Source organism: Nocardioides marinquilinus (assembly GCF_039543705.1).
Lineage (GTDB): Bacteria > Actinomycetota > Actinomycetes > Propionibacteriales > Nocardioidaceae > Nocardioides > Nocardioides marinquilinus.
In genome coordinates this window covers 111407-135139 of record NZ_BAABKG010000007.1, presented here as the reverse complement: position 1 = coordinate 135139, position 23733 = coordinate 111407, and the positions used below count along the sequence as shown (strand labels likewise).

19 protein-coding genes and 1 tRNA gene are annotated in these 23733 nt (G+C 75.0%); 18 read left to right on the top strand and 2 right to left on the bottom strand.

Annotation, left to right across the window (positions count from 1 at the left end; all coding sequences use genetic code 11):
- Positions 1-2: 2 nt before the first annotated feature.
- The 13 genes from ABEA04_RS21825 (at position 3) to ABEA04_RS21765 (ending at position 14378) form a co-directional block, all read left to right on the top strand.
- Positions 3-857, top strand: a complete 855-nt coding sequence (locus ABEA04_RS21825; protein WP_345464036.1) for a segregation and condensation protein A — start codon at positions 3-5, stop codon at positions 855-857.
- Entirely contained in the window at positions 854-1525 is a 672-nt protein-coding gene (gene scpB, locus ABEA04_RS21820; RefSeq protein ID WP_345464033.1) for an SMC-Scp complex subunit ScpB, read from the top strand. Before ABEA04_RS21825 ends, scpB begins: the two co-directional genes overlap by 4 nt.
- The gene (locus ABEA04_RS21815) at positions 1522-2283 is read left to right on the top strand and encodes a pseudouridine synthase (RefSeq protein ID WP_345464030.1); all 762 of its coding nucleotides are present in this window, start codon (positions 1522-1524) and stop codon (positions 2281-2283) included. Before scpB ends, ABEA04_RS21815 begins: the two co-directional genes overlap by 4 nt.
- Positions 2284-2957: 674 nt before the next feature.
- Positions 2958-3764, top strand: coding sequence for a helix-turn-helix domain-containing protein (locus tag ABEA04_RS21810; protein ID WP_345464027.1), 807 nt, complete (start codon positions 2958-2960; stop codon positions 3762-3764).
- Positions 3761-4159: a VOC family protein gene (locus tag ABEA04_RS21805; RefSeq protein ID WP_345464024.1), complete on the top strand. Its 399-nt coding sequence runs from the start codon at positions 3761-3763 to the stop codon at positions 4157-4159. The genes ABEA04_RS21810 and ABEA04_RS21805 overlap by 4 nt, the downstream gene beginning before the upstream one ends.
- Positions 4160-4205: 46 nt before the next feature.
- Entirely contained in the window at positions 4206-4592 is a 387-nt protein-coding gene (aroH, locus tag ABEA04_RS21800) for a chorismate mutase (protein WP_345464021.1), read from the top strand.
- A gap of 29 nt (positions 4593-4621) precedes the next feature.
- Positions 4622-5395, top strand: coding sequence for a (d)CMP kinase (gene cmk / locus ABEA04_RS21795; protein ID WP_345464018.1), 774 nt, complete (start codon positions 4622-4624; stop codon positions 5393-5395).
- Positions 5396-5400: 5 nt separating this feature from the next.
- On the top strand, positions 5401-6198 hold the full coding sequence (locus ABEA04_RS21790; RefSeq protein WP_345464420.1) for a lysophospholipid acyltransferase family protein: 798 nt from the start codon (positions 5401-5403) through the stop codon (positions 6196-6198).
- The gene (der, locus tag ABEA04_RS21785; protein WP_345464015.1) at positions 6195-7586 is read left to right on the top strand and encodes a ribosome biogenesis GTPase Der; all 1392 of its coding nucleotides are present in this window, start codon (positions 6195-6197) and stop codon (positions 7584-7586) included. Before ABEA04_RS21790 ends, der begins: the two co-directional genes overlap by 4 nt.
- Before the next feature lie 166 nt (positions 7587-7752).
- Positions 7753-8439 (top strand): hypothetical protein, encoded by a 687-nt coding sequence (locus ABEA04_RS21780; RefSeq protein WP_345464012.1) that lies wholly within the window; start codon positions 7753-7755, stop codon positions 8437-8439.
- On the top strand, positions 8436-10085 hold the full coding sequence (locus ABEA04_RS21775; protein WP_345464009.1) for a DNA polymerase Y family protein: 1650 nt from the start codon (positions 8436-8438) through the stop codon (positions 10083-10085). Before ABEA04_RS21780 ends, ABEA04_RS21775 begins: the two co-directional genes overlap by 4 nt.
- Positions 10086-10208: 123 nt before the next feature.
- Positions 10209-13652 (top strand): error-prone DNA polymerase, encoded by a 3444-nt coding sequence (locus ABEA04_RS21770; RefSeq protein WP_345464006.1) that lies wholly within the window; start codon positions 10209-10211, stop codon positions 13650-13652.
- Positions 13653-13760: 108 nt separating this feature from the next.
- On the top strand, positions 13761-14378 hold the full coding sequence (locus ABEA04_RS21765; protein WP_345464003.1) for a hypothetical protein: 618 nt from the start codon (positions 13761-13763) through the stop codon (positions 14376-14378).
- Between the two features lie 28 nt (positions 14379-14406).
- On the opposite strand, the gene ABEA04_RS21760 is transcribed toward ABEA04_RS21765, so the two are convergent.
- Positions 14407-15297 (bottom strand): hypothetical protein, encoded by an 891-nt coding sequence (locus tag ABEA04_RS21760; protein WP_345464001.1) that lies wholly within the window; start codon positions 15295-15297, stop codon positions 14407-14409.
- Between the two features lie 104 nt (positions 15298-15401).
- Between ABEA04_RS21760 and ABEA04_RS21755 the strand changes: the two genes are divergently transcribed.
- The 4 genes from ABEA04_RS21755 to ABEA04_RS21740 all read left to right on the top strand — a co-directional run bounded on the left by ABEA04_RS21755 (position 15402) and on the right by ABEA04_RS21740 (position 19813).
- A tRNA-Pro gene (locus tag ABEA04_RS21755) sits at positions 15402-15475 on the top strand.
- Between the two features lie 607 nt (positions 15476-16082).
- Positions 16083-17192, top strand: a complete 1110-nt coding sequence (locus tag ABEA04_RS21750) for a carboxylate-amine ligase (protein ID WP_345463999.1) — start codon at positions 16083-16085, stop codon at positions 17190-17192.
- Positions 17193-17222: 30 nt separating this feature from the next.
- Positions 17223-17801 (top strand): GNAT family N-acetyltransferase, encoded by a 579-nt coding sequence (locus ABEA04_RS21745; protein WP_345463997.1) that lies wholly within the window; start codon positions 17223-17225, stop codon positions 17799-17801.
- A gap of 80 nt (positions 17802-17881) precedes the next feature.
- Positions 17882-19813 carry an ATP-binding protein gene (locus tag ABEA04_RS21740; RefSeq protein WP_345463995.1) on the top strand — a complete coding sequence of 644 codons (1932 nt, stop codon included), beginning with the start codon at positions 17882-17884 and terminating at the stop codon, positions 19811-19813.
- 29 nt (positions 19814-19842) lie between these two features.
- On the opposite strand, the gene ABEA04_RS21735 is transcribed toward ABEA04_RS21740, so the two are convergent.
- The gene (locus ABEA04_RS21735; protein WP_345463992.1) at positions 19843-21282 is read right to left on the bottom strand and encodes an MFS transporter; all 1440 of its coding nucleotides are present in this window, start codon (positions 21280-21282) and stop codon (positions 19843-19845) included.
- A 161-nt stretch (positions 21283-21443) separates the two neighbouring features.
- On the opposite strand from ABEA04_RS21735, the gene ABEA04_RS21730 reads away from it, so the two are divergent.
- On the top strand, positions 21444-23726 hold the full coding sequence (locus ABEA04_RS21730; RefSeq protein ID WP_345463989.1) for an HAD-IB family hydrolase: 2283 nt from the start codon (positions 21444-21446) through the stop codon (positions 23724-23726).
- Positions 23727-23733: the final 7 nt, after the last annotated feature.

Below are 23733 nucleotides of genomic sequence, written 5' to 3'. Positions count from 1 at the left end.
CGATGACCGCGACCGAGGCGCCCGAGGCGGCCCCGGCGTTCTCGCTGCGGCTCGACAACTTCGAGGGGCCGTTCGACCTGCTGCTGAGCCTGATCGCCAAGCACCAGCTCGACATCACCGAGGTCGCGCTGTCGCGGGTCACCGACGAGTTCATCGCCCACGTCAAGGCCGGCGCGCGCGAGAGCGGTGGCTGGGACCTCGAGCAGACCACCTCGTTCCTGCTCGTCGCCTCCACGCTGCTCGACCTCAAGGCCGCCCGGCTGCTGCCTGCGGGCGACGTGGAGGACGAGGAGGACCTCGCGCTGCTCGAGGCGCGCGACCTGCTGTTCTCGCGGCTGCTGCAGTACCGCGCGTTCAAGCAGCTGGCCGGCGTCCTCGCCACGCGCCTGGACGACGAGGCGCTCCGCCACCCGCGGGCCGTCGGGCTCGAGGACCGGTTCGCCGGGCTGCTGCCCGAGGTGCTCATCGGCATCGGCCTCGACGCCTTCGCCCAGCTGGCCGCCAAGGCGCTGGCGCCCAAGCCCGGCCCGCCCGAGCTGACCCTGCACCACCTGCACGCGCCACAGGTCTCGGTGCGCGAGCAGGCCGTCGTCGTGGCCGAGCGGCTGCGGCGGTCCGGCACTCTGACCTTCCGCTCACTCTGCGGCGACGCGCCCGACACCCTCACCACCGTCGCCCGCTTCCTCGCCCTGCTCGAGCTGTTCCGCGAGGGGGCCGTCGCCTTCGAGCAGGTGCAGGCCCTCGGCGAGCTGAGCGTGCGCTGGACCGGCGACGACGACGCCGACCTGGCCGAGCTCGAGAGCGGCATCGACGAGTTCGACGGCACCCCCCTGCCCCTCCCGGAGGACCCCGCATGACCGAGACCCCCGACGTCCCGCCCGACGACGGCGAGCTGCTCGCCGTCCCGCTCGCCGAGCTGCGTCCGGCACTCGAGGCGGTGCTCATGGTCGCCGACCAGCCGCTGGACGACGCCACGCTGGCCACCGCCGTCGGCTACCCGCCCGGCGAGGTCGCGGCCGCGCTGGCCGGCCTGGCCGCCGAGTACGACGAGCAGGGGCGCGGGTTCGAGCTTCGCCACGTCGCCGGCGGGTGGCGGTTCTACACCCGCGAGGCGTTCGCGCCCGTCGTCGAGGCGTTCGTGCTCGAGGGGCAGTCGGCGCGGCTGACCCAGGCGGCGCTCGAGACGCTCGCCGTGGTCGCCTACCGCCAGCCGGTCTCGCGGGCGCGGGTCTCGGCCATCCGCGGCGTCAACGTCGACGGCGTGATGCGAACCCTGCTCACCCGCGGCCTCGTCGAGGAGGCGGGCCGCGACGGCGAGCACGGCGCCACGCTCTACCGCACCACCGGCTACTTCCTCGAGCGCATCGGCGTCACCTCGATCGACGAGCTGCCCGAGCTCGCGCCCTTCCTGCCCGACCTCGACGAGCTCGACGACGAGCTGGGCGAGCTGGCCGCCGCCTCGGCGTCCGCGTCGACGTCGACGTCCACCTCGGCTCCCGAGCGCACCCCGGGCCCCACCGCGTGAGGGACATCGCCACCGACGACGAGGGGCTGGTGCGGCTGCAGAAGCTGCTCGCGCAGTCCGGGGTCGGCTCGCGCCGCAAGTGCGAGGAGCTCATGCTCGACGGTGAGGTCGAGGTCGACGGCGAGGTCGTCACGCGCCTGGGCACCAAGGTCGACCCGCGCACCGCCGTCGTCCGCGTCTCCGGGCGGCTGCTGCCGCCGGTGAGCGACTTCGTCTACCTCGCGCTCAACAAGCCGCGCGGCGTGGTCTCGACCATGAGCGACCCCCAGGGACGCCGCTCGCTCGGCGACGTCGTGGCCGAGCTCGACCGCCCGGAGGCCGAGCGGCTGTTCCACGTCGGGCGCCTCGACACCGACACCTCGGGCCTGCTGCTGCTGACCAACGACGGCGAGTTCGCCCAGCAGCTGGCCCACCCCTCCTACGAGGTCGACAAGACCTACGTCGCCGAGGTCGAGGGGCACGTGGCGAGGAAGGTCGCCACGACGATGCTCGCCGGCGTCGAGCTGGACGACGGACCCGTGCGCCCCACCCGCGTGCGCATCGTCAGCGCCACGCCCAACCGCTCGATCGTCGAGCTCGTCATCCACGAGGGCCGTAACCGCATCGTGCGGCGCCTGCTCGACCACCTCGGCCACCCGGTGCGCAGGCTCACCCGCACCGACATCGGCCCCGTCGGCCTCGGCAACCTGCGACCCGGCGAGCTGCGCGACCTCACCCTCGACGAGCTCGGCACCCTCCTCGACGCCGTGAAGCGGTAGCGGCACGGGTCTCGGGGCTGTCTCGAGGCTCGGCCGTGGCCGGCCGCGCACCTCGACCACCACGGGGCCGCCCGACGACGGTCGAGGTGCGAGGAGCTCTGACGGCGAGCCTCGAGACCGCCGGCCCGCCCACGCGGAGGCCCGCGCGGGGTTGCCCTGCGACAGGCTCAGGGTCCGTGGGCCGGGTTCGCGTGATCCGGCTCCGCCATGGGGCCGCCCGACGATGGTCGAGGTGCGAGGAGCCCTGGCGACGAGCCTCGAGACCGCCGGCCCGCCCACGCAGAGGTCCGCGCGGGGTTGCCCTGCGACAGGCTCAGGGTCCGTGGGCCGGGTTCGCGTGATCCGGCTCCACCGTGGGGCCGCCCGACGATGGTCGAGGTGCGAGGAGCCCTGGCGACGAGCCTCGAGACCGCCGGCCCGCCCACGCGGAGGTCCGCGCGGGGTTGCCCTTCGACAGGCTCGGGGTCCGTGGGCCGGGTTCGCGTGATCCGGCTCCACCATGGAGCCGCACGACGATGGTCGAGCCCTTAGACCGCCGGCCCGCCCACGCGGAGGTCCGCGCGGGGTTGCCCTGCGACAGGCTCAGGGCCCGTGGGCCGGGTTCGCGTGGTCCTCGCCGGGCCTCGCACCTCGACCACCGTCGTCCCACGCACGGGCGGCGTAGGTTCGACGACGTGCCCGTGACCGGCGTCCTCGCGCCGTACGTCGACGCGCTGACGGCCTACGACGTCGTCGGCGACCCGGGGGTGCACATCGGGATGCCGTCGACGAGCCTGACGCTGGTGGTGCCGGTGGGGGAGCCGCTCGACGTCGGCTGGGCCGGGCCCGGCGGCACCGCGGGGCGCGGCCGGTTCGAGGCCAACCTCGCCGGCCTGCACACCGCCCCCGCCGCCATCCACCACGGACGACGGCAGCGCGGCGTGCACGTGGGGCTGACCGTCGCCGGGGCGCGGGCGCTGCTCGGCGTCCCCGCGGCCGCGCTGACCGGCACGCTGGCCGAGGCCGGCGACGTCGACCCGGCGCTGCGCGAGCTGTCGGCCCGGCTGCACGACGCGCCGCCCGACGCGTGGCGGCGGCTCGTCGAGCGGGCCCTCGTCACCGCGCTGGCCCGCCGCGACGCCCCCGGTCCGCGGGCCGAGGTCGGCCGCGCTCTGGCCGCGCTCACCGGCGGCGCCCGGGTCGCGGCGGTGGCCGACGAGGTCGGCTACAGCCGTCGCCACCTCGGTGACCTCGTGCGCGCCGAGACCGGCGTCGGCCCGAAGGACTTCCAGCGGCTCGCCCGCTTCGAGCGCAGCCACACCCTGGTGCGCGCCGGCGTCCCGCTGGCCGAGGTCGCCGTCCGCTGCGGCTTTGCCGACCAGTCGCACCTGACCCGTGAGTGGGTCGCCCTGGCCGGCTGCAGCCCGACGCAGTGGCGACGCCACGAGCTCCCATCCGTCCAAGACGACGGCGGCGACGCGGCGGCAGGCTGGGTGTCATGACCGCACAGGCACAGGACATCCGGCACTGGCAGAGCATCGCCTTCCGCGACGTGGAGGCGATGAGCACCTGGCTGCAGGCCATCGGCTTTCGCGAGCACGCGCTGCACCGCGACGAGACCGACCCGTCGGTCGTCGTCCACGGCGAGTGGGTCTGGGACGGCGGCGCCGGCGTCATGGGCGGCACCCACCGTGGCGAGGGCTCGACCATCACCCCGCCCGGGCAGGCCGCCTGCTACCTGGTCACCCCCGACCCCGACGCCCTCTTCGAGCGCGCCGTGGCCGCCGGCGCCACCGTCGACCGCCCGATGGTCGACCAGCCCTACGGCGGCCGCGGCGGCAGCGTGCGCGACCCCGAGGGCAACCACTGGTCCTTCGGCGACTACCAGCCGGCCTGAGACGCCGTCCGCCGTCCGTCGCGCCCCGCTCGCTACCCTCGCGACCGTGGCGGTGAGAGCGGTGCGCGGAGCGACCCAGCTGGACGTCGACGAACGCGAGCACCTGCTCGCCCGCACCTCCGAGATGGTGCTCGACGTGATGGCGTCCAACGGCCTGGGCGTCGACGACTTCATCTCGGTGGTCTTCACCGCGACCTCCGACCTGCACAGCGAGTTCCCGGCCTACGCCGCCCGCCAGCTCGGCTTCGGCGACGTCCCGCTGCTCTGCGCCCGCGAGCTGGAGATCGAGAGGTCGATGCCGCGCGTGGTGCGCATGCTGGCGCACGTCGAGACCGACCTGCCGCGCGCCGACCTCACCCACTGCTACCTGCACGGCGCCGCGGCGCTGCGCAGCGACCTGACCCGGGTGCGCTCGGTTCCCGACCAGGCCTGAACCGTCTCCCACCGGTAGGCTGCCGCCCCGTGGGTGAGGACGTCGCAGGGCTCGGTCCGGCTGGGCTCGACCGCGTGGTGATCGCGGTCGACGGCACGTCGGGCTCGGGCAAGTCGAGCACTTGCCGCGCCGTCGCCACCCGCCTCGGCCTGCGCTACCTCGACACCGGCGCCATGTTCCGCGCCGTCACCTGGTGGCTGCTGCGCCAGGGCGTCGACGTCCACGACGCCGACGCCGTCGCCGCGCGCTGCGACGAGCCGGTGCTGGTCTCGGGCACCGACCCCGCCGCGCCCACCATCACCGTCGACGGCGAGGACGTCGCCGTCGCCATCCGCACCGACGAGGTCAACCGGGCCGTCTCGCCCGTCAGCGCCGTCCCGCAGGTGCGGGCCCGGCTGCTGGCCGAGCAGCGGGCCGTCATCGCGGGGGACGGCGGGCGCGGTGAGCCCGTCGGCGGCATCGTCGTCGAGGGCCGCGACATCGGCTCGGTCGTGTGGCCGCAGGCCGAGCTGAAGGTCTACCTCACCGCCGACCCCGCCGCCCGCGCCGCGCGCCGCGCCGCCGAGGAGGGCGGCTCCGACGTCGGCGCCACCGAGGCCGTGCTGCGCGAGCGCGACCGCATCGACTCCGGCCGCGCCACCGCGCCGCTGACGATGGCCGACGGCGCCGTCCACCTCGACACCACCGACCACACCCTCGACGAGGTCGTCGACGTGCTGGTCGGCCTGGTGCACGAGGCCGTGTCGTCGCAGGCCGTGTCGTCGCAGGCCCGGTCGTCCGAGGCCCAGGAGCCGGTGCGGTGAGGCTGATGCTGCGGGCCGGCTCGTCCGGCCGCCCCCGTCGGCGTCCCCGCACCGACGTCGACCACACCGCCGCGCCGCGCACCGACGGCGTCGAGACGCCGGCCACGTGGCTGCTGCACGGCGGGCGGCCGACGTCGCGCTTCCTCATCCGGCGCCGCTACCGCATCCGGCTGCACGGCGCCGAGCACCTGCCGAAGGACGGCCCGGCCATCGTGGCGGCCAACCACGTCGGCATCGTCGACGGCCCGCTCATGGCGATCTTCTCGCCGCGGCCGGTGCACGCGCTGACCAAGGTCGAGATGTTCGAGGGCCGCACCGGCCTGGTGCTGCGGCTCAGCGGCCAGATCCCGCTCGACCGGTTCGCCACCGACCCGCGGGCGGTGAAGACGACGCTGCGGCTGCTGCGCGAGGGCCACGTCGTCGGCATCTTCCCCGAGGGCGGCCGCGGTGCCGGCGAGCTCGAGCTGTTCCACCGCGGGGCGGCCTACCTGGCGCTCGTCACCGGCGCGCCGATCGTGCCGCTGATGATGATCGGCACCCGCGAGCCCGGCGGGTCGCTGTCGTCGCTGCCGGGCAGGAAGGCCGAGATCGACATGGTCTACGGCGAGCCGTTCACCGTCGACCCGATGCCCTGGCCCCGCACCCAGGACGCCGTCGCCGACGTCTCGACCCGGTTGCGCGAGCGGATGCTCGCCGACCTGGAGGAAGCAAAGCGCCTCACCGGGCGTTCCCTCCCCGGCCCGCTCCCTGCGGGTCAACAGGAGCCCGACCCCGGCGGGGGCGTCACGGAGAAGTCAGCATGAGCGAGTCCATCGAGCCCGACCTCGACCACACCGGCCTCGCCGACGACGGCGGTGACGGTGACGAGCCCACGGGTCCGGTGCCGGTGCTGGCGGTCGTCGGCCGCCCCAACGTCGGCAAGTCGACGCTGGTCAACCGCATCATCGGACGCCGCGAGGCCGTCGTCGAGGATATCCCGGGCGTCACCCGCGACCGCGTCTCCTACGACGCCAACTGGAGCGGGCGCGCGTTCACCGTCGTCGACACCGGCGGCTGGGACCCCGACGCCCGTGGCCTCGCCGAGCGCATCTCCGAGCAGGCCGAGATCGCGGTGGGGCTGGCCGACGCCGTCCTGTTCGTGGTCGACGCCACCGTCGGGGTCACCGACACCGACGAGGAGGTCGTCAAGGTCCTGCGGCGCTCGAAGAAGCCGGTGGTGCTGGCGGCCAACAAGGTCGACGACATGCGGGCCGAGGCCGAGGCCTACGGCCTGTGGAGCCTGGGCCTCGGCGAGCCCTGGCCGGTCTCCGCGCTGCACGGCCGCGGCTCGGGCGACCTGCTGGACGCCGTCCTGGCGGCCCTGCCCGAGCCCCCGCCCGAGCGCGACCCCGAGCCCGGTGGCCCGCGCCGCGTGGCCATCGTCGGCAAGCCCAACGTGGGCAAGTCGTCGCTGCTGAACAAGCTGGCCGGCAGCGACCGGGTCGTGGTCGACAACGTCGCCGGCACCACCGTCGACCCCGTCGACGAGCTGGTCGAGCTGGGCGGGCGCACCTGGCGGTTCATCGACACCGCCGGCATCCGCAAGCGGGTCAAGGAGGCCTCGGGCCACGAGTACTACGCGTGGCTGCGCACCACCACCGCCGTCGACCGCGCCGAGGTCGCGGTGCTGGTGCTCGACGCCGAGCAGTCGGTCTCGGAGCAGGACGTGCGCATCCTGCAGACCGTGCGCGACGCCGGCCGCGCGCTGGTCATCGCGTTCAACAAGTGGGACCTCGTCGACGAGGAGCGTCGCTACTACCTGCAGCGCGAGATCGAGCGCGACCTGGTGCAGGTGCCGTGGGCGCCGCGGATCAACATCACCGCCCGCACCGGCTGGCACGTCGACCGGCTCGTGCCGGCGCTCGACAAGGCGCTCGAGGGCTGGGAGACCCGCATCACCACCGGGCAGCTCAACGGCTTCCTCGGCCGCCTCGTCGCCGAGCACCCCCACCCGGTGCGCAGCGGCAAGCAGCCGCGCATCCTGTTCGGCACCCAGGCCGACACCGCGCCGCCCACCTTCGTGCTGTTCACCTCCGGCCGCCTGGACGCCGCCTACGAGCGCTACGTCGAGCGCCGCCTGCGCGAGGAGTTCGGCTTCGTCGGCACCCCCATCGTCATCAACCAGCGGGTGCGGGAGAAGCGCAAGCGCTAGGCGCCCGCCCCGCCCCGCCCCGCGGTTGTTGCCGACCGTTGTGACTACTGGGCTGCGGTTCTCCGCGCATGCCATTGGTCGCAACGGTCAGTAACATCGCCGCTTGCGGTGGCGCTCACCCCGAGCGGGATTGACTCGTTCGAACACCTGTTCGATCATGGTGGGCATGGGCACCGCCGTCGCACTCGACCCCGGCCGCCCGGTCCTCGAGCAGCTGCGCGACCGGGTGGCGGCGCTCGAGGGCGGGCCGTCGCGGCTGGCGGTGCCCACCCTGCCGGCGCTCGACGGCGTCCTCTCGCTGCGCACCGGCGGCAGCTACGGCGTCGACTCCGCCTCGCTCGCCCTGGCCCTGGCCGCGGGGGCCTCGCGGGCGGGGGAGTGGGTCGGGTTCGCCGGCTGGCCCGACCTCGGCGTCGAGGCGGCGGCGGCCATGGGCGTCGAGCTCTCGCGCACCGTGGTGGTGCCCGAGCCGGGTGAGCACTGGCTCGAGGTGGTCGCCGCCCTGGTCGACGTGCTGCGCGTGGTGGTGCTGCGACCGCCGTCCGGCGTCGACGCCCGCGCGGCGGGGGTGGTCGACGCCCGGCTGCGCTCGCGGTCCTCGGTGCTGGTGGTGTGGGGGGAGTGGCCGCGCTGCGAGGCCCGGCTCTCCCTCGAGCAGCCGCGGTGGAGCGGCCTCGGTGGTGCCGACGACCTCTCCGCCGGGCACGGCCGGCTCCGCTCGCGCGAGGGCCGGCTGGCGGTGCGCCGGGGCACCACGCCCACGGTGCGCACCGACGTCCGCTGGTGGGACGACGACGAGGCGCTCACGACGCTCGCCCCCGCCGCCACGCCGCGCTGGGCCGCACAGGCATGAGGATGCTGGTGGCGTGGTGCCCCGACTGGTCGGTGGTCGCGGCGCTGGCCGAGGCCGACCGGCCGGCCTCGCCGGCGGCCGCGGTGCTGGCCGCGGGCGTGGTCGAGGTGTGCAACACCGCGGCGCGCACCGACGGCGTCCGGCGGGGGCAGCGTCGGCGCGACGCGCAGTCCCGCTGCCCCGACCTGGTGCTGCTCGAGGCCGACGACGACCGTGACGCCCGCGCCTTCGAGCCGGTGCTGGCCACGGTGGAGGAGCTCGCGCCCGGCGTCGCCGCGCTGCGTCCCGGCCTGCTCGCGGTGCGGGCGCCGGGCCGCTACTTCGGCGGCGACGAGCAGGCGGCGGCCACGCTCACCGAGGCGCTGGTCGAGGCGGGGGTGTGGGACTGCCGCATCGGGGTGGCCGACGACCTGTTCGCGGCCGAGCAGGCCGCCCGCTCGGTCGGCGTCCAGGCGTGCCGGGTGGTGCCGCCGGGTGGCTCGGCGGCCTTCCTCGGACCGCTGCCGGTCGACGTCCTCGAGGCCGACGGCGCACAGGGACGCAGCACGGTCAGCCTGCTGCGGCGGCTCGGCCTGCAGACCCTCGGCGACCTCGCCGGCCTGCCCGGCGCGGCGGTGGCGCAGCGGTTCGGCAGCTACGGGGCGCGGGTGTGGCGCAGCGCGCGCGGCGCCGACGCCTCGCGGTTCGCCGCCCGACAGCCACCGCCCGAGCTCGAGACCGAGATCGCCTTCGAGCCGCCGCTGGAGTCGGTCGAGGCGGTCTGCTTCAGCGTGCGCACCACCGCCGAGCGGTTCGTGGCCGGGCTGGCGCAGCGCCAGCTCGTCGCCACCGGCGTGCGGGTCGAGGCCGAGTGCGACGGCGCCACCGTCTCCTCGCGCACCTGGCTGCACCCGCGCTTCTTCACCTCCCGCGACCTCGTCGACCGGGTGCACTGGCAGCTGCAGGCCGCCGGCGCCACCAGCGGCGCGGGCTCGGCGCTGCGCTCGCGCCACGCCTCCGGGCGCATCGGCGCCCCGATCGAGCGGGTGCGGTTCGTGCCCGAGGCGGTCGAGCCCGACGCCGCCCACGCCGACGGGCTGTGGGGCGGCGGGGGCGACGAGCTGGTCGAGAAGGGCGTGGCCCGGGTGCAGGCCATGCTCGGCTTCGACGCCGTGCGCCGTCCGGTGCTGCAGGGCGGGCGCGGCCCGGCGGCGCGGCAGGCGCTGGCGCCGTGGGGCGAGCGGGCCGTGGGGCTGCGGCCGCTCGACCGGCCGTGGCCGGGCCGGCTGCCCGGACCGGCGCCGGTGCGGGTCTTCGCCACCCCGCTGCCCGCCGACGTCCTCGACGCCGGCGACCGGCCGGTGCGCATCACCGCCCGCGGCGCGGTCAGCGGCGACCCGTGCCGGTTCCGCATGCGGGCCGGCAGCGTGGGGGCAGTGGGCGGCGCCGGCAGTGCTGGCGGTGTCGGCGGCGCGTTGCCGATCCCGCCGTCCTGGCTGCCGTGGGTGCCGGTCACCGGCTGGGCCGGGCCGTGGCCGGCCGACGAGTCGTGGTGGGACGGCGGCACCGGCCTCGCCGCCCGGTTCCAGGTCGTCGGCGCCGACGGCCGCGCCTGGCTGCTGGAGTGCACCCCCGACGGCTGGCAGGTCGAGGCCGGCTATGACTGAGACTGAGACCGAGACCGCAGTGCCTGAACCGTGCGATCGCTCGGTTGGTGCGTGGGTCTGGTCGGTCCGGGGTGCTGAACCGTGCGATCGCTCGGTTCGTGCGGCGGGGCGAGGCGGCCGCTGATGGGCTGGAACAACCCCGCCGTCCCGTGGCGCGAGCTGGAGCGACGGCTCTCGGGGGTGCCGCGGCACGGTGCCGACGACGCCCCCATCTCGCGCCGCAAGCGCGCCCGTCCCGGCGACGCGGGCGCCGCCCCGATCGAGCGGCCGGACGAGCACGCGGGCACGGTGCCCTACGCCGAGCTGCACTGCCACAGCCACTACAGCTTCCTCGACGGCGTCAGCTCGCCGGCCGAGCTGGTCGACGAGGCCGTGCGGCTCGGGCTGCACGCCCTCGCCCTCACCGACCACGACGGCTTCCACGGCGCCCCGATGCTGGCCGAGGCGGCCGCCGTCCACGGGCTGCGCACGGTCTACGGCGCCGAGCTGTCGCTGGGGCTGAGCGGTCCGCAGAACGGTGTCCCCGACCCCGAGGGCAGCCACCTGCTGGTGCTGGCGCGCGGGGTCGGCGGCTACCACCGGCTCTCGGCCGCGATGACCGAGGCGCACCTGCGCGGCGACGAGAAGGGCAAGCCGGTCTACGACCTCGACGAGCTCGCCGAGACCGGCCGCGGCCACTGGGTCGTGCTCACCGGCTGTCGCAAGGGCGCGGTGCGGCAGGCACTGGCGCTGGGCGGTGCCGTCGGACGCCGGGCCGCCACCGTCGAGCTGACCCGGCTGGTCGAGCGGTTCGGCGACGACGGCGTGCTGGTCGAGCTCTCGCCCCACCCCGGTCCGCACGTCGACGAGCTCAACGACGAGCTGGCTGCGCTGGCCCGCGCCTGCGGGGTGCCGGTGGTGGCGGCCGGCAACGTGCACCACGCGACGCCGGCGTCCGCGCGGCTGACGGCGGTCACCGCGGCGGTGCGGGCGCGGCGCAGCCTGGCCGAGATGGACGGCTGGCTCGACGTCTCCGGCGCCGCCCACCTGCGCTCCGGCGCCGAGACGGCACAGGCGCTCGCGCGCTTCCCCGACGCCGTCCGCCGCAGCGTCGAGGTGGCCGACGCGTGCGCCTTCGACCTGCTGCAGGCCACGCCGCGGCTGCCCAAGCACGGCATCCCCGACGGCCACGACGCGTCGTCCTGGCTGCGGGTGCTGGCCGAGCGCGGCTTCGCCGAGCGCTACGTCCACGAGCCGCACGCCCGGGTCGCCCGCGAGCGCATCGAGCACGAGCTCGAGGTGGTCTGCGCCAAGGACTTCGCCGGCTACTTCGTCATCGTCCACGACATCGTCGCCTTCGCCCGCGAGCGGCGCATCCTGTGCCAGGGCCGCGGCTCGGCGGCCAGCTCGGCGCTCTGCTACGCCCTCGGCATCACCGCCGTCGACGCCGTCTTCTACCGGCTGCCGTTCGAGCGGTTCATCTCCGCGCACCGCGACGAGGAGCCCGACATCGACGTCGACTTCGACTCCGACCGCCGCGAGGAGGTCATCCAGTGGGTCTACGACACCTACGGACGCCGCAACGCCGCGCAGGTCGCCAACGTCATCAGCTACCGCCCGCGCATGGCGGTGCGCGACGCCGCCAAGGCGCTCGGCCACTCCTCGGGCCAGCAGGACGCCTGGAGCAAGCAGGTCGACGGCTGGAGCTCGGTGGTCGACCCCGAGAGCGCTGCTCTCATCCCCGCCCCCGTCGTCGAGCTGGCCGAGCAGCTGCTCGGTGCCCCGCGCCACCTCGGCATCCACTCCGGCGGCATGGTGCTCACCGAGCGGCCCATCGCCGAGGTGTGCCCCATCGAGCGCGCCCGCATGGACAAGCGCACGGTGCTGCAGTGGGACAAGGACGCCTGCGAGTCGATGGGGCTGGTCAAGTTCGACCTGCTCGGCCTCGGCATGCTCGGGGCGCTCGACCACATGATGCGGCTGGTCGACGAGCACCTCGGCGAGCCGTGGACGCTCGCCACGATGCCGAAGGAGGAGCCGGCGGTCTACGACATGCTCTGCCGCGCCGACTCCATCGGCGTCTTCCAGGTCGAGAGCCGCGCCCAGATCGGCACCCTGCCGCGGCTGCGGCCACGCGAGTTCTACGACCTGGCCATCGAGATCGCGCTGATCCGTCCCGGCCCGATCCAGGGCGGCGCCGTCCACCCCTACGTGCGCCGCGCCACCGGGCAGGAGCCGGTCAGCTACGAGCACCCCGACCTGGTGCCGGTGCTCGAGCGCACCAAGGGCGTGCCCCTGTTCCAGGAGCAGCTGATGGCGATGGCGGTGGCGCTGGGCGACTGCACCCGCGACGACGCCGACCTGCTGCGCCGCGCCATGGGCTCCAAGCGCGGCGTCGAGCGCATCGAGAGCATCAAGGAGAAGCTGTACGCCGGCATGGCCCGGCGCGGCCTGGTCGGCGACCGCGCCGACGCGATCTACGTCAAGATCCTCTCCTTCGCCAACTTCGGCTTCGCCGAGTCGCACGCGCTCAGCTTCGCGCTGCTGGTCTACGCCAGCTCGTGGTTCAAGCTGCACTACCCGGCCGCGTTCCTCGCCGGGCTGCTGCGCAACCAGCCGATGGGCTTCTACTCGCCGCAGTCGCTGGTGGGCGACGCGCGGCGGCACGGCGTCGAGATCCGGCGTCCCGACCTGCTGCTCTCGGGGGTGCAGGCGGGGCTCGAGCCGGTCGCCCCTTCCACGGGCTCGGCGTCCGTGGCGCCGTCCGGGCTCGAGGCGTGCTGCACGCCGCGGTTCGCGCGCACCGAGTGGAGCGCCGACTCGCCCGACCCCACGCTCACCCACCGCCGCGACGAGCGGCTGGCGGTGCGGCTCGGGCTCGACGAGGTGCGCGGCATCGGCACCGACGCGGCCGAGCGCATCGTGGCCGCCCGGGCCGAGGCGCCGTTCGCCGACGTCCCCGACCTCTCGCGCCGGGCCGGCCTCGGCAGCACCGAGCTGGAGGCGCTGGCCACCGCCGGGGCGCTCGCGAGCCTCGGTCTCGACCGGCGCCAGGCGCTGTGGGCCTCCGGGTTCGCCGAGAGCGACGGCCAGCTGGCCGGCACCACCCCGGCCGCCGACGCGCCGTCCCTGCCGCCGATGAGCGAGGTCGAGCTGACCCTGGCCGACCTGTGGGCCACCCGCATCTCGCCCGAGCGGCACCCCGTCGAGCACCTGCGCGACCAGCTGCGCGCGGCCGGCATCCGCTCGGCCGCCGACCTGCACTCCGACGAGACCTGCGAGAACGGACGTCGGGTGCACGTCGCCGGCCTCGTCACCCACCGGCAGCGGCCCGGCACCGCCCGCGGCGTCACCTTCCTCAACCTCGAGGACGAGACCGGCATGCTCAACGTGGTCTGCTCGGTCGGCGTCATGCGCACCCACCGCGACGCTGCCCGCAACCGGGTGGCGGTCGTCATCCGCGGCATCGTCGAGCGCAGCGAGGGAGCCACCAACCTGGTCGCCGACCGGGTCGAGGCGCTGGACGCCGTCGTCCCCGGCGCCGGCGCGATCCTGCAGGCGCGGGCCAGCTCGCGCGACTTCCGCTGACGCGCGCACCGGGCCATGGCGAACCACCCGAACTGGTCATGCGGCCGGTCGGGCGGGTGGCGAGTCTGAGGGCTCCGACGTCCTCCACCCCACGAACGAGGTCCCGCCGTGCCCCAGCTCCGCCGCGCGCTCGCCGCCACCGCCCTGCTCACCGCCTGCACGCTCACCGGCTGCGGTGGTGACGGCGGCGACGGTGACGGCGACGGCGCCTCCGACCCGGTGGACGCCACCCCGACCGCGGCCGCCCCCGTCGACGACGACGCCGCCCCGGACGACGGCGGATCTGGCGCCACGTTCGACGTGAGCGACTGCTCGGCCATCCCCGCCGAGCAGATGGGCCCGGTGCTGGGCGAGGGGACGGCGTCCGCCGAGGTGCCGCCGGGTGGCGGCGGCTGCACCTACGCCCTCGACGACCCCACCCTGCCGTCGGTCTTCCTCGAGCAGTTCGGCGTCGACGACTTCGCCGACGGCTTCGACGGCGCGGCGGCCAACGTCGCGACCACGGCCGTCGGCCCGATCGACGGCGAGCCCGAGACGCTCGACGGCATCGGCGACGGCGCCGTCGTGGTCGCCGGACCGGGGGAGGGCGCCGTCCCCGACGCGATCGGGCTGGTGCTGGTCGGCGACACCATCGTGCGCGCCTCGCTGCTCTCGGGCGGGCTGCCCGACGACCAGGCGCGAGAGATCACCACCGGCGTCCTCGAGCTGGTGGCGGGTCTGGGGTGACCCGCCGCGTCGAGGTCGTGCCGGTGCGTCAGTCGAGCCGGTAGCGGTAGTCGCCGAGGTCGCGGCACCCGACGCCGGGGAGGCGCGGCAGGACGACGACGTCGACGGTCGTGTCGCCGGCGGCCGTCACCCGCCAGCCCTGGGCCGCCCCGGTGTCGGCCCGGCGCTCCTCGGACCGCTCCTGCTCCGCCACGATCCGGGCGCCGGCGTCGCCGCCGACGACCTGGCAGGCGAAGGCGGCGTCCGGCACCGGCCGGGCGGCGGTGAGGTCGACGGCGAAGGGCCACACCGGGGCCGGGCGGTCGGCGTCGTCGTCGACGGGCGGTGCCTGACTGAGCAGCAGCCACCGGTCGGGCCGCCACACGGAGCCGTCGGTCTCGGCGGCGGAGTCCACGTCGTCCAGGAAGGCGCTGAACGCCTCACGGCTGTCGCGGGCCGCGCCCTCGTAACCGTCGACCAGCTCGGGAACCCAGACGCCGACCTCCTGGCCGGCCGCGTCGGTGCCGGGTCCGAACCGCAGGGTGGTGGTGCTGCCGTCGAGACCCGGCTCGCCGTAGTCGCGGCCGAGCAGCCCCTCGGCGCCGGCGAGCAGGTCGGCCAGGCGGGCGTCGTCCAGCCGGCCCGCGCGCAGCTCGTGCCGCTCGGTGGCCTCGTCGTAGGTGGTGACGACGAACGACCCGTCGCCGTAGACGACGAGGTCGGGGAACGGTGGCGCCGACGGCACCCGCCACCCCGGCCACGCCGAGAACGTGACGACCTCGAGCGCGACCTCGTCGGCCTCCCCGCTGGGCTGCGGCCCGCCGGTGCCGCCGGTGCCCCCGGTGCCCGCGCCGTACCCGCCCGTCAGTGCGCACCCCGTCGCGGCCAGCGCGACCGCCGCCGCGCCGATCAGCCGGGCGGTCCGCGTCGTCGTCCTCATGTGCGACTGGACGGCGCCGCCGGTGCTGCGGTTCCCGGGTCGAAACCCGATGCCGGTCCGGCCCGGGGCCTGCGGTAGTGTTCCCGACGCCCCGCGAGGGGCTGCGGGCTGTGGCGCAGCTTGGTAGCGCACTTGACTGGGGGTCAAGGGGTCGCAGGTTCAAATCCTGTCAGCCCGACCGCATCCGACCAGCCCCGTTCTGCACATCGACGCAGGCGGGGCGGTCGTCATTTCGGGCCGCCGCGGCGTCCCCGCGGCTCGACTCGTCGGGGTCGGGCCGGGGCGGCGGTGAGTGAGTGACCGTTTCGGGTCATGGAACGGGAACTGGCTCACCGCTCGCTGGGGGCGGGCCGGGGCGGCGGTGAGTGAGTGACCGTTCTGCGTCTCGGAACGGGAACTGGCTCACCGCTGGTCGGGGTCGCACCGGTGCGGCGGTGAGTGAGTGACCGTTCTGCGCCCCGGAACGGGAACTGGCTCACCGCTCACCCGGGTCGCGCCGGTGCAGCGGTGCGCTGGCCACCGAATCCGTCGAGGAATGCGTGGCCCACGCACCGCCCACCCGACTCGGACAGGGGAGCGGTGCACCAGCCACCGGTCCCGCCCCCGAGACGGTGGCCCACGCACCGCCCACCCGACTCGGACAGGGGAGCGGTGCACCAGCCACCGATCGCACCCCCGAGACGATGGCCCATGCACCGCCCACCAGCACCCGCACGCCGGCCCACGCCACCCACCCATCGCCACGGGGGGTGACGGTGGGCCCGGCGGTGCGGTACCCACGAGGCATGACCGCACCGCGCACCGTCGGCGTCGAGGAGGAGCTGGTCGTCGTCGACCCGGCGGACGGGCGGGCGGTGCCGCTGGGTGACCGGGTGATCCGCGGGGTCGAGGCGACGGCGGGCAGGCCGGAGGCCGAGGCCGAGCTGGTGCGCCACATGGTCGAGGTGCAGACCGGGGTGTGCGAGGACGCCGGGGCCCTGCGCGAGCAGGTGCGCGCGGCCCGCGCCACCGTGGGGGAGGCCGCCGAGCAGCAGGGGCTCGCCGTCGTCGCCAGCGGTACCGCGCCGCTCGAGCCCGAGACCACCCGGCTCAGCGACGACGACCGCTACCGCCGCATGAGCGAGGCCTACGGCGACCTGGCCCGCGAGGGGGGCACCTGCGCGCTCCACGTGCACGTGGGCATCGGCTCACCGGAGGAAGGAGTCGCCGTCCTCGACCGGATGGCGCCCTGGCTGCCGCTGCTGGTCGCGATGAGCGCCAACTCCCCGTTCGCCGACGGTCACGACACCGGCTACGCGTCGTGGCGTCTGCAGGTGTGGGGCCGGATGCCGACGGCCGGGCCCACCGACCCGTTCAGGGACGTCGAGGGCTACCGCCAGGCGACCGACGCCCTGCTCGCCAGCGGCGCCGCCCTCGACCGCGGGATGCTCTACTTCGACGCCCGCCTCGCCGAGCGCTACCCGACGGTCGAGGTGCGCGTCGCCGACGTCCCCACCGACCCCGACGACACCGTGCTGGTCGCGGTCCTGGTGCGCGCGCTGGTGGAGCGCTGCGCCCGCGACGCCGCGGACGACGTCCCCGCCCCGGCGTGGCGCACCGAGCTGCTGCGCGCCGCCCGGTGGCGCGCCTCGCGCTGGGGCCTGTCGGCCGACCTGCTGCACCCCGCCACGCAGCGTCCGGTGCCGGCGTCCACGGCGCTCGAGGCACTGGCCGACCACGTCGCCGCCCCGCTCGCCGACACCGGGGACGCCGACCTCGTCGGCACCGGCCTCGCCCGCGTGCTCGCCGGCACCGGGGCCAGCCGTCAGCGCGCCGCCTTCGAGCGCACCGGCACCGTCGAGGGCGTCGTCGCCGACCTCGTCACCCGCACGCGCGGGTCCTGGGCAACCGCGTAGCCGCACACCACCGCAGGAGGAGAAGCAGCCGTGACCCTCACCGTGCACCCCGTCACCCCCGACCGCTTCGACGACTTCGCCGACGTCGTCAACCCGAACCGTCGTGGCACGCACTGCTGGTGCCTGTCGCACCGCCTCACGGCCGCCGAGATCACCGATCTCGGCGAGGGCTCGCGCGAGCAGGCCGCCCGTGCGCTCGGACGCCGGCGCCACCCGCCGGGCGTCGTCGGCTACGACGACGACGGGACGCCGGTGGGGTGGTGCAGCATCGGGCCGCGGTCGGAGAACTCCCGGCTCACGCGGTCGAAGCTGATCCGGCCCGTCGACGACCTCGACGTCTGGAGCATCATCTGCGTCGTCGTCCGCGGTGGTCACCGCCGGCGCGGGCACACCACGCCGCTCATCGAGGGTGCCGTCGCCTGGGCCGTCGAGCAGGGGGCGCCGGCCGTCGAGGCCTACCCCGTCGACGCCGACGGCGACCGCATCGACACGACGATGGCCTTCGTCGGCACCCGCGCCATGTTCGAGAGGGCCGGCTTCGAGGTGGTCGGCACCACCGACGCCACCGGCAGCGGGCGACCGCGGCTGGTGATGCGACGCACGCCGTGACACCACCCGAAGGCGCCACGCGGGCCACCGTCTCTCCCCTAGAGTGCGTGCCGGGAAGTCGGAGCGGAGGAGGCGTGTCGATGGCCCAGGCCCGACGGGACGTCGACGTGTTCCGGCCGATGTACCGCATCATCCGGCGCATCAACCTCGACTCCGACGTGCGCGCGGCGCTCGAGGCGGTCGCCCAGGGAGTCGTCGAGGCGGTCGGCTTCCGGGTCGCGGCGATCAGCTGGCTGACCCAGGACCTCGACTTCGAGGTGGTCTCGGTCGCGGGCAACGACGATGCCCGCGAGCACCTGCTGGGCACGAAGGTGCCGCTGGCCGAGATGGAGGTCGAGCTCAAGGTCTCCGACGTCCACGGCTCGTTGCTCTTCATCCCGGCCGGGCGGCTCGCCCCGGGGTTCGGGGGCTGGGTCTCGCCCGACGCCACCCCGCCCCACGGCATCGACCTCGACGGCGGGGCCGAGCCCGACCCGCAGCTGTGGCAGGCCGAGGACACCCTGCGCTGCCCGCTGCGCGCCCCTGACGGAGAGCTGCTCGGCCTGCTCTCGGTCGACCTGCCGGTCGACGGACGTCGTCCCGACCAGGCCCGCCGCGAGCTGCTCGAGATGTACGGCGACCTCGCGGGGCTCGCCCTCAACAACGCCAGCCGTTCAGCGGCGCTTCAGGAGCGTGTCGAGCTCGCGTCCGCGGTGCAGACCGCGGTGGCGAGCATCGCCGAGCACCACGACCCTGCGCTGCTGGCCGCCGGTGCCGCCACGCCGATCGCCGAGGCCCTCGGCGCCACCGCGCTCTGGCTGCGCGTCCTCGACCCGCAGGACGACGCGCGGCCCGGCCTCGCCGCCCGCGCCCACGGCCAGGCCATGGTCGAGGCGCCGCCTGAGATCCTGGCGCACGCACTGAGCGACGCCCGCGCCCTGTGGCAGGCCGGTGAGATCTCGATCGCCTCCGCGCGGGGCGACACCTGGACGTCGAGCACCTCGACCGCCTTCGACCAGTTCGAGCGGGTCGACGTCGCCGACGGGCACGCCGGCTGGGTGCGCCGCCGCGCCCGGCACTTCGACCCGATCGGCGCCGAGCAGCACCGGATCCTCGGCCACCTCGGGGGCAGCGCCGAGGTCCGCCACCTGATGATGCTCCCCATCGGGGCCGGCAGCGACTGCTTCGGCTACGTCGTCGCCATCCGCTCTGACGACCCCGGCTGGTCGGTCGAGGAGCTCGAGGCCGCCGTCCGCATCGCGCGCCACCTCGGCCAGGCCGTGCTCACCGGCCGCCTGCTCGAGCGCGAGCGGGTGCTGGTGCAGCAGTTCGAGGCGCTCGACCAGTACAAGAACGACCTGATCTCCACCGTCTCGCACGAGCTGCGCACGCCGCTGACCTCGATCTTCGGCCACCTCGAGCTGATCCGCGACGAGATGCCCGAGGACTCCGGCATCGCCAAGCACTTCGACGTCATCCGCCGCAACCTCGACCGCGTGCTGAGCCTCACCGAGCAGCTGCTGTTCCTCAAACGCATCAGCGGCGGCAGCGAGAGCGGCCGCTCGGTCATCGACCTGCACCAGACGGCCCTGGACGTCGTCGCCGAGGCCCGGCCGCGCGCCGAGGCGGCCGGGGTCCACGTCGAGGTGACCTCGCGCAGCATGCCTGCCCTGATGAGCGGCGACCGCGAGGAGCTCGAGCGGGTCGTGATCAACCTGGTCGACAACGCGGTCAAGTACACGCCGTCCGGCGGTCGGGTCGAGGTGACCACCGAGGCCAACCAGCGGCTCGTCCGGTTCATCGTCAGCGACACCGGCATCGGCATCAGCGAGAAGGACCAGGAGGAGCTCTTCTCGGAGTTCTTCCGCTCCACCAACCCCGACGCCCTGGTGCGGCCCGGCACCGGCCTCGGCCTCAACATCGTGCGCCGCATCGTGCAGCGGCACGGCGGGTCGATCCGCCTCGACTCCGACCTCGGCGAGGGCGCCACCTTCACGGTGCGCCTACCGGTCAGCCACCTCCAGTTCGACTGACCGCGTCCGGGACGCCGGCGCCGGCGGGCTCAGCCGCGCGCGGCGGCGACGGGCTGCTCGGCCGGACGGGACTGCGGCACCAGCGCGACGAGCGCGGCACCGGCCAGTGCGGCCACGGCGCCGATGGCGAAGCAGAGCACGAAGGCGCCCTCGGTGGGCACCGCGTAGGTCTGGCCGTCGACGGTGAACGCCGTCGTCCGGCTGGCGAGGATCGTGCCCATCACGGCGGCGGCGAGCGTCGTCCCGGTGGAGCGCATCAGGGCGTTGAGACCGACGGCCGCCGCCGCGCGGCTGCGTTCGGTGGCGTCGAGCACCAGGGTGGGCATGGCGGCGTAGCCGATGCCGACGCCGGCGCAGCTGACGCACGAGGCGACGAGCAGCTGCCAGGGCGCGTCCATGAGCACCGTCGCCAGCCCGTAGCCCGCGGCGAGCACGATGGCGCCGATCATGAGCGTGCGGCGGGCGCCGGCACGGGTCATCAACCCGCTCGAGACGGGCGCGAAGACGAGCATCATCAGGCCGCCCGGGGCGAGCCACAGGCCCGCGGCGAGGATCGACTGGCCCATGCCGTAGCCGGTCGAGGTGGGCAGCTGCAGCAGCTGCGGCATCACGATCGACTGGGCCATCATCCCGAAGCCGACGGCGATGGCAGCCAGGTTGGTCATCAGCACCGGCAGCTTGGCCGTGGCGCGCAGGTCGACCAGCGGCTCCTCGCGCCCGAGCTGGTAGCGACCCCAGGCGAGCAGCACGACGATGCCGCCGACGATCGCGACGATCGTGCGGGCGCTGCCCCAGCCCCAGTCGGTGGCCTTCGAGACGCCGACCAGGAAGGCGAGCAGGCCGACGGCGAGCCCGACGACGCCGGCGACGTCGAGCCGACCGCCGTGCGCGTCGTGGGTGTTGGGCACCAGCGTCGCGACCAGCACCAGGACGCCGAGCGCCAGCGCCGCCGAGACCCAGAACAAGGTGTGCCAGTCGCCGACCTCGACGATCCAGGCCGAGAACGGCAGGCCGATGGCGCCGCCGACGCCGAGGGTGGCGCTCATCGCGGCCACGCCGGTGGAGGTCAGCTCGGGCGGTGTCACCTCGCGCATCAGCGAGATGCCGACGGGGATGAAGCCCATCGCGATGCCCTGCAGCGCCCGGCCCGCGAGCACCGGCGCCAGCGTGTCGGACAGGGCGCAGACCAGCGAGCCCGCCACGAGCATCGCGGCGCTGCCGACCAGCACCGGCTGCTTGCCGACGAGGTCGGCGAGGCGGCCGGCGACCACCATCGTCACCGCCGCCGCGAGCAGCGTGACGGTCACGACCCAGGCGGCGTTCGAGGGCTCGGTGCCGAGCAGCCCGGGCAGCTGCGACTGGATGGGGATGACGAGGGTCTGGGTCAGCGAGACGGTCATGCCGCCCAGGCACAGGACGACGACGGTCAGCATCGGCCGCGAGGAGCGCGCGGCAGCGGAGTCGAGCACCCCACCAGCCTGACAGTGGTTGCCGACCGCAACCAAAACGTCATGAGCACGCTGACCCGTCAGACATGTCTGACGGGTCGACCGGCAGCCGGGACGCCGAGTGCGACCGGGTAGGTTTCTGGCCTGTCCGAGCACGGAGCACAGCACAACGGGGAGGGCCGATGCCCGACGGCGGGATCGTCGAACGTCTCGACGGCAGCCACGTCGTGCTCACCGGTGTCACCGGGTTCGTGGGGGAGGCCCTGATGCACCGGCTGCTCACCGACGTGCCCGGCGTCCGGCTCACGCTGCTGGTGCGCCCCAAGGGCACCACACCCGGCACCGACCGCATCCGCTCGCTGCTCGGCAAGCCGATCTTCGCCGACGCCGTCGAGGCGGCGGGCGACGTCGCGGCGCTCATGGCCGACCGCATCGCCGTCCTCGAGGGCGACATGGCCGACGTCCCGGCGCTGCCGGCCGACGTCGACGCCGTCGTGCACTGCGCGGGCGACGTCTCGTTCAACCCGCCGGTCGACCAGGCGTTCACCACCAACGTCACCGGCACCCGCGACCTGCTGCGCCGCATCGTCGAGGTCGGTCCCGACGTCCACTACGTGCACGTCTCCACCGCCTACGTGGCCGGACGACGCCGCGGCGCCGTCCCCGAGGGGCCCGTGCCGCACGACGTCGACCTCGAGGCCGAGCTGGCCTGGGGCCTCGCCCAGCGCGACCGCGTCGAGCACGAGTCGCGCAACGGCACCGCGCTGCCCAAGGCCCGCGCCCGCGCCGAGCGCGAGCACGGCCGCGCCGGTCTGCTCACCGCCGCCCGCGCGACGGAGGAGAAGCGCAAGGAGTGGGTGAAGGACGAGCTGGTGCGGCTCGGCACCGAGCGCGCCCGCAGCCTCGGCTGGACCGACTGCTACACCTTCACCAAGGCCCTCGGCGAGCGGGTCGTCGAGACCCACGCCGCCGCCGGCGACGCCGGCCACCTCGTCTCCATCGTGCGCCCCAGCATCATCGAGTCGGCCCTCGAGACGCCCCACCCGGGCTGGATCGAGGGCTTCAAGATGGCCGAGCCGCTGATCCTGGCCTACGGCCGCGGCGAGCTGCCCGAGTTCCCCGGCGCCGCCGACAACACCGTCGACATCGTGCCGGTCGACCATGTGGTCGCCGCGACCGTCGCCGTCCTGGCCCACCCGCCCGAGCGGGGCACGCCGGCCTACTTCCACGTCACCAGCGGCGACCGCAACCCCTTCACCTACAACCAGCTCTACGACTACACACGGGCCTACTTCGACGAGCACCCCTTCGCCGGCGGCGACCGCGGCGAGGTGCGGCTGCCCGACTGGCGCTTCCCGGGCACGCACTCGGTCGAGCGGCTGCTCAGCACCAGCGAGCGCGCGCACAAGGTGGCCGACTACGTCATCGGACGCGCGCCGCGCAGCGACCGCTCGCGCGACCTGGCCCGCAAGCTCGACCAGCAGGGACGCCGCCTGGAGTTCCTGCGCCGCTACCTCGACATCTACCGCGAGTACCTGACCGCTGACCTGCGGTTCTCCGACACCGCGACGATGGCGCTCTACGACAGCCTCGGCGAGGCCGACCGTGGGCGCTTCGCCTTCGACACCGCCGTCGTCGACTGGAAGCACTACATGCAGGAGGTGCACTGCCCGGCGGTCACCGCCCCGGTGCGCCAGCTCGACGAGATCCGCCGCCGCCGCAAGAAGCCCGACACCAGCCTGAAGCCGGTCGCCGACAAGCCGCGCGTGGCCGCGTTCTTCGACATGGACGGCACGCTGCTCTCCTCGAACGTCGTCGAGACCTACCTGTGGCTGCGGCTGCAGGGGCTGAGCCCCGCCGAGCGCGCCGGCCAGCTGGGCCGCGTCGCGAGCCGGCTGCCCGGCCTGGTGCGCACCGAGCGCGCCGACCGCGGCGCCTTCCTGCGCTCGATCTACCGCGAGTACGAGGGCGCCCGGCTCGAGGACCTCGAGGAGGTCGTCGACCGCGTGCTGACCACCCACGTGCTCTCGCGCCTGGCCCCCGCCGCGGTGCGCCGCGTGCGCGAGCACCGCAAGCAGGGCCACCCCACCGTGCTCATCACCGGCGCCATCCGGCCGCTGACCCGCCCGCTCGAGCCGCTGTTCGACCACATCGAGGCCGCCGAGCTGGACGTCGACGACCACGGCGTGTGCACCGGCTTCCTGTCCGCCTCGCCGCTCACCGGCGAGTCGCGCGCGGCGTGGATGGAGCAGTGGGCGGCCCAGCACGACGTCGACCTGTCGGTCTCCTACGCCTACGCCGACAGCCACTCCGACCTGCCGCTGCTCGCCGCGGTCGGCCGCCCGGTCGCGGTGCGCCCCGACGTCCCGCTGTTCCGGCACGCGCGGCGCCACCGGTGGCAGATCGTCGACTGGGCGAGCCCGGACGCCGTCGCCCGCTCGCTGACCCCCACGGCCGGACGGTGACGCGCCG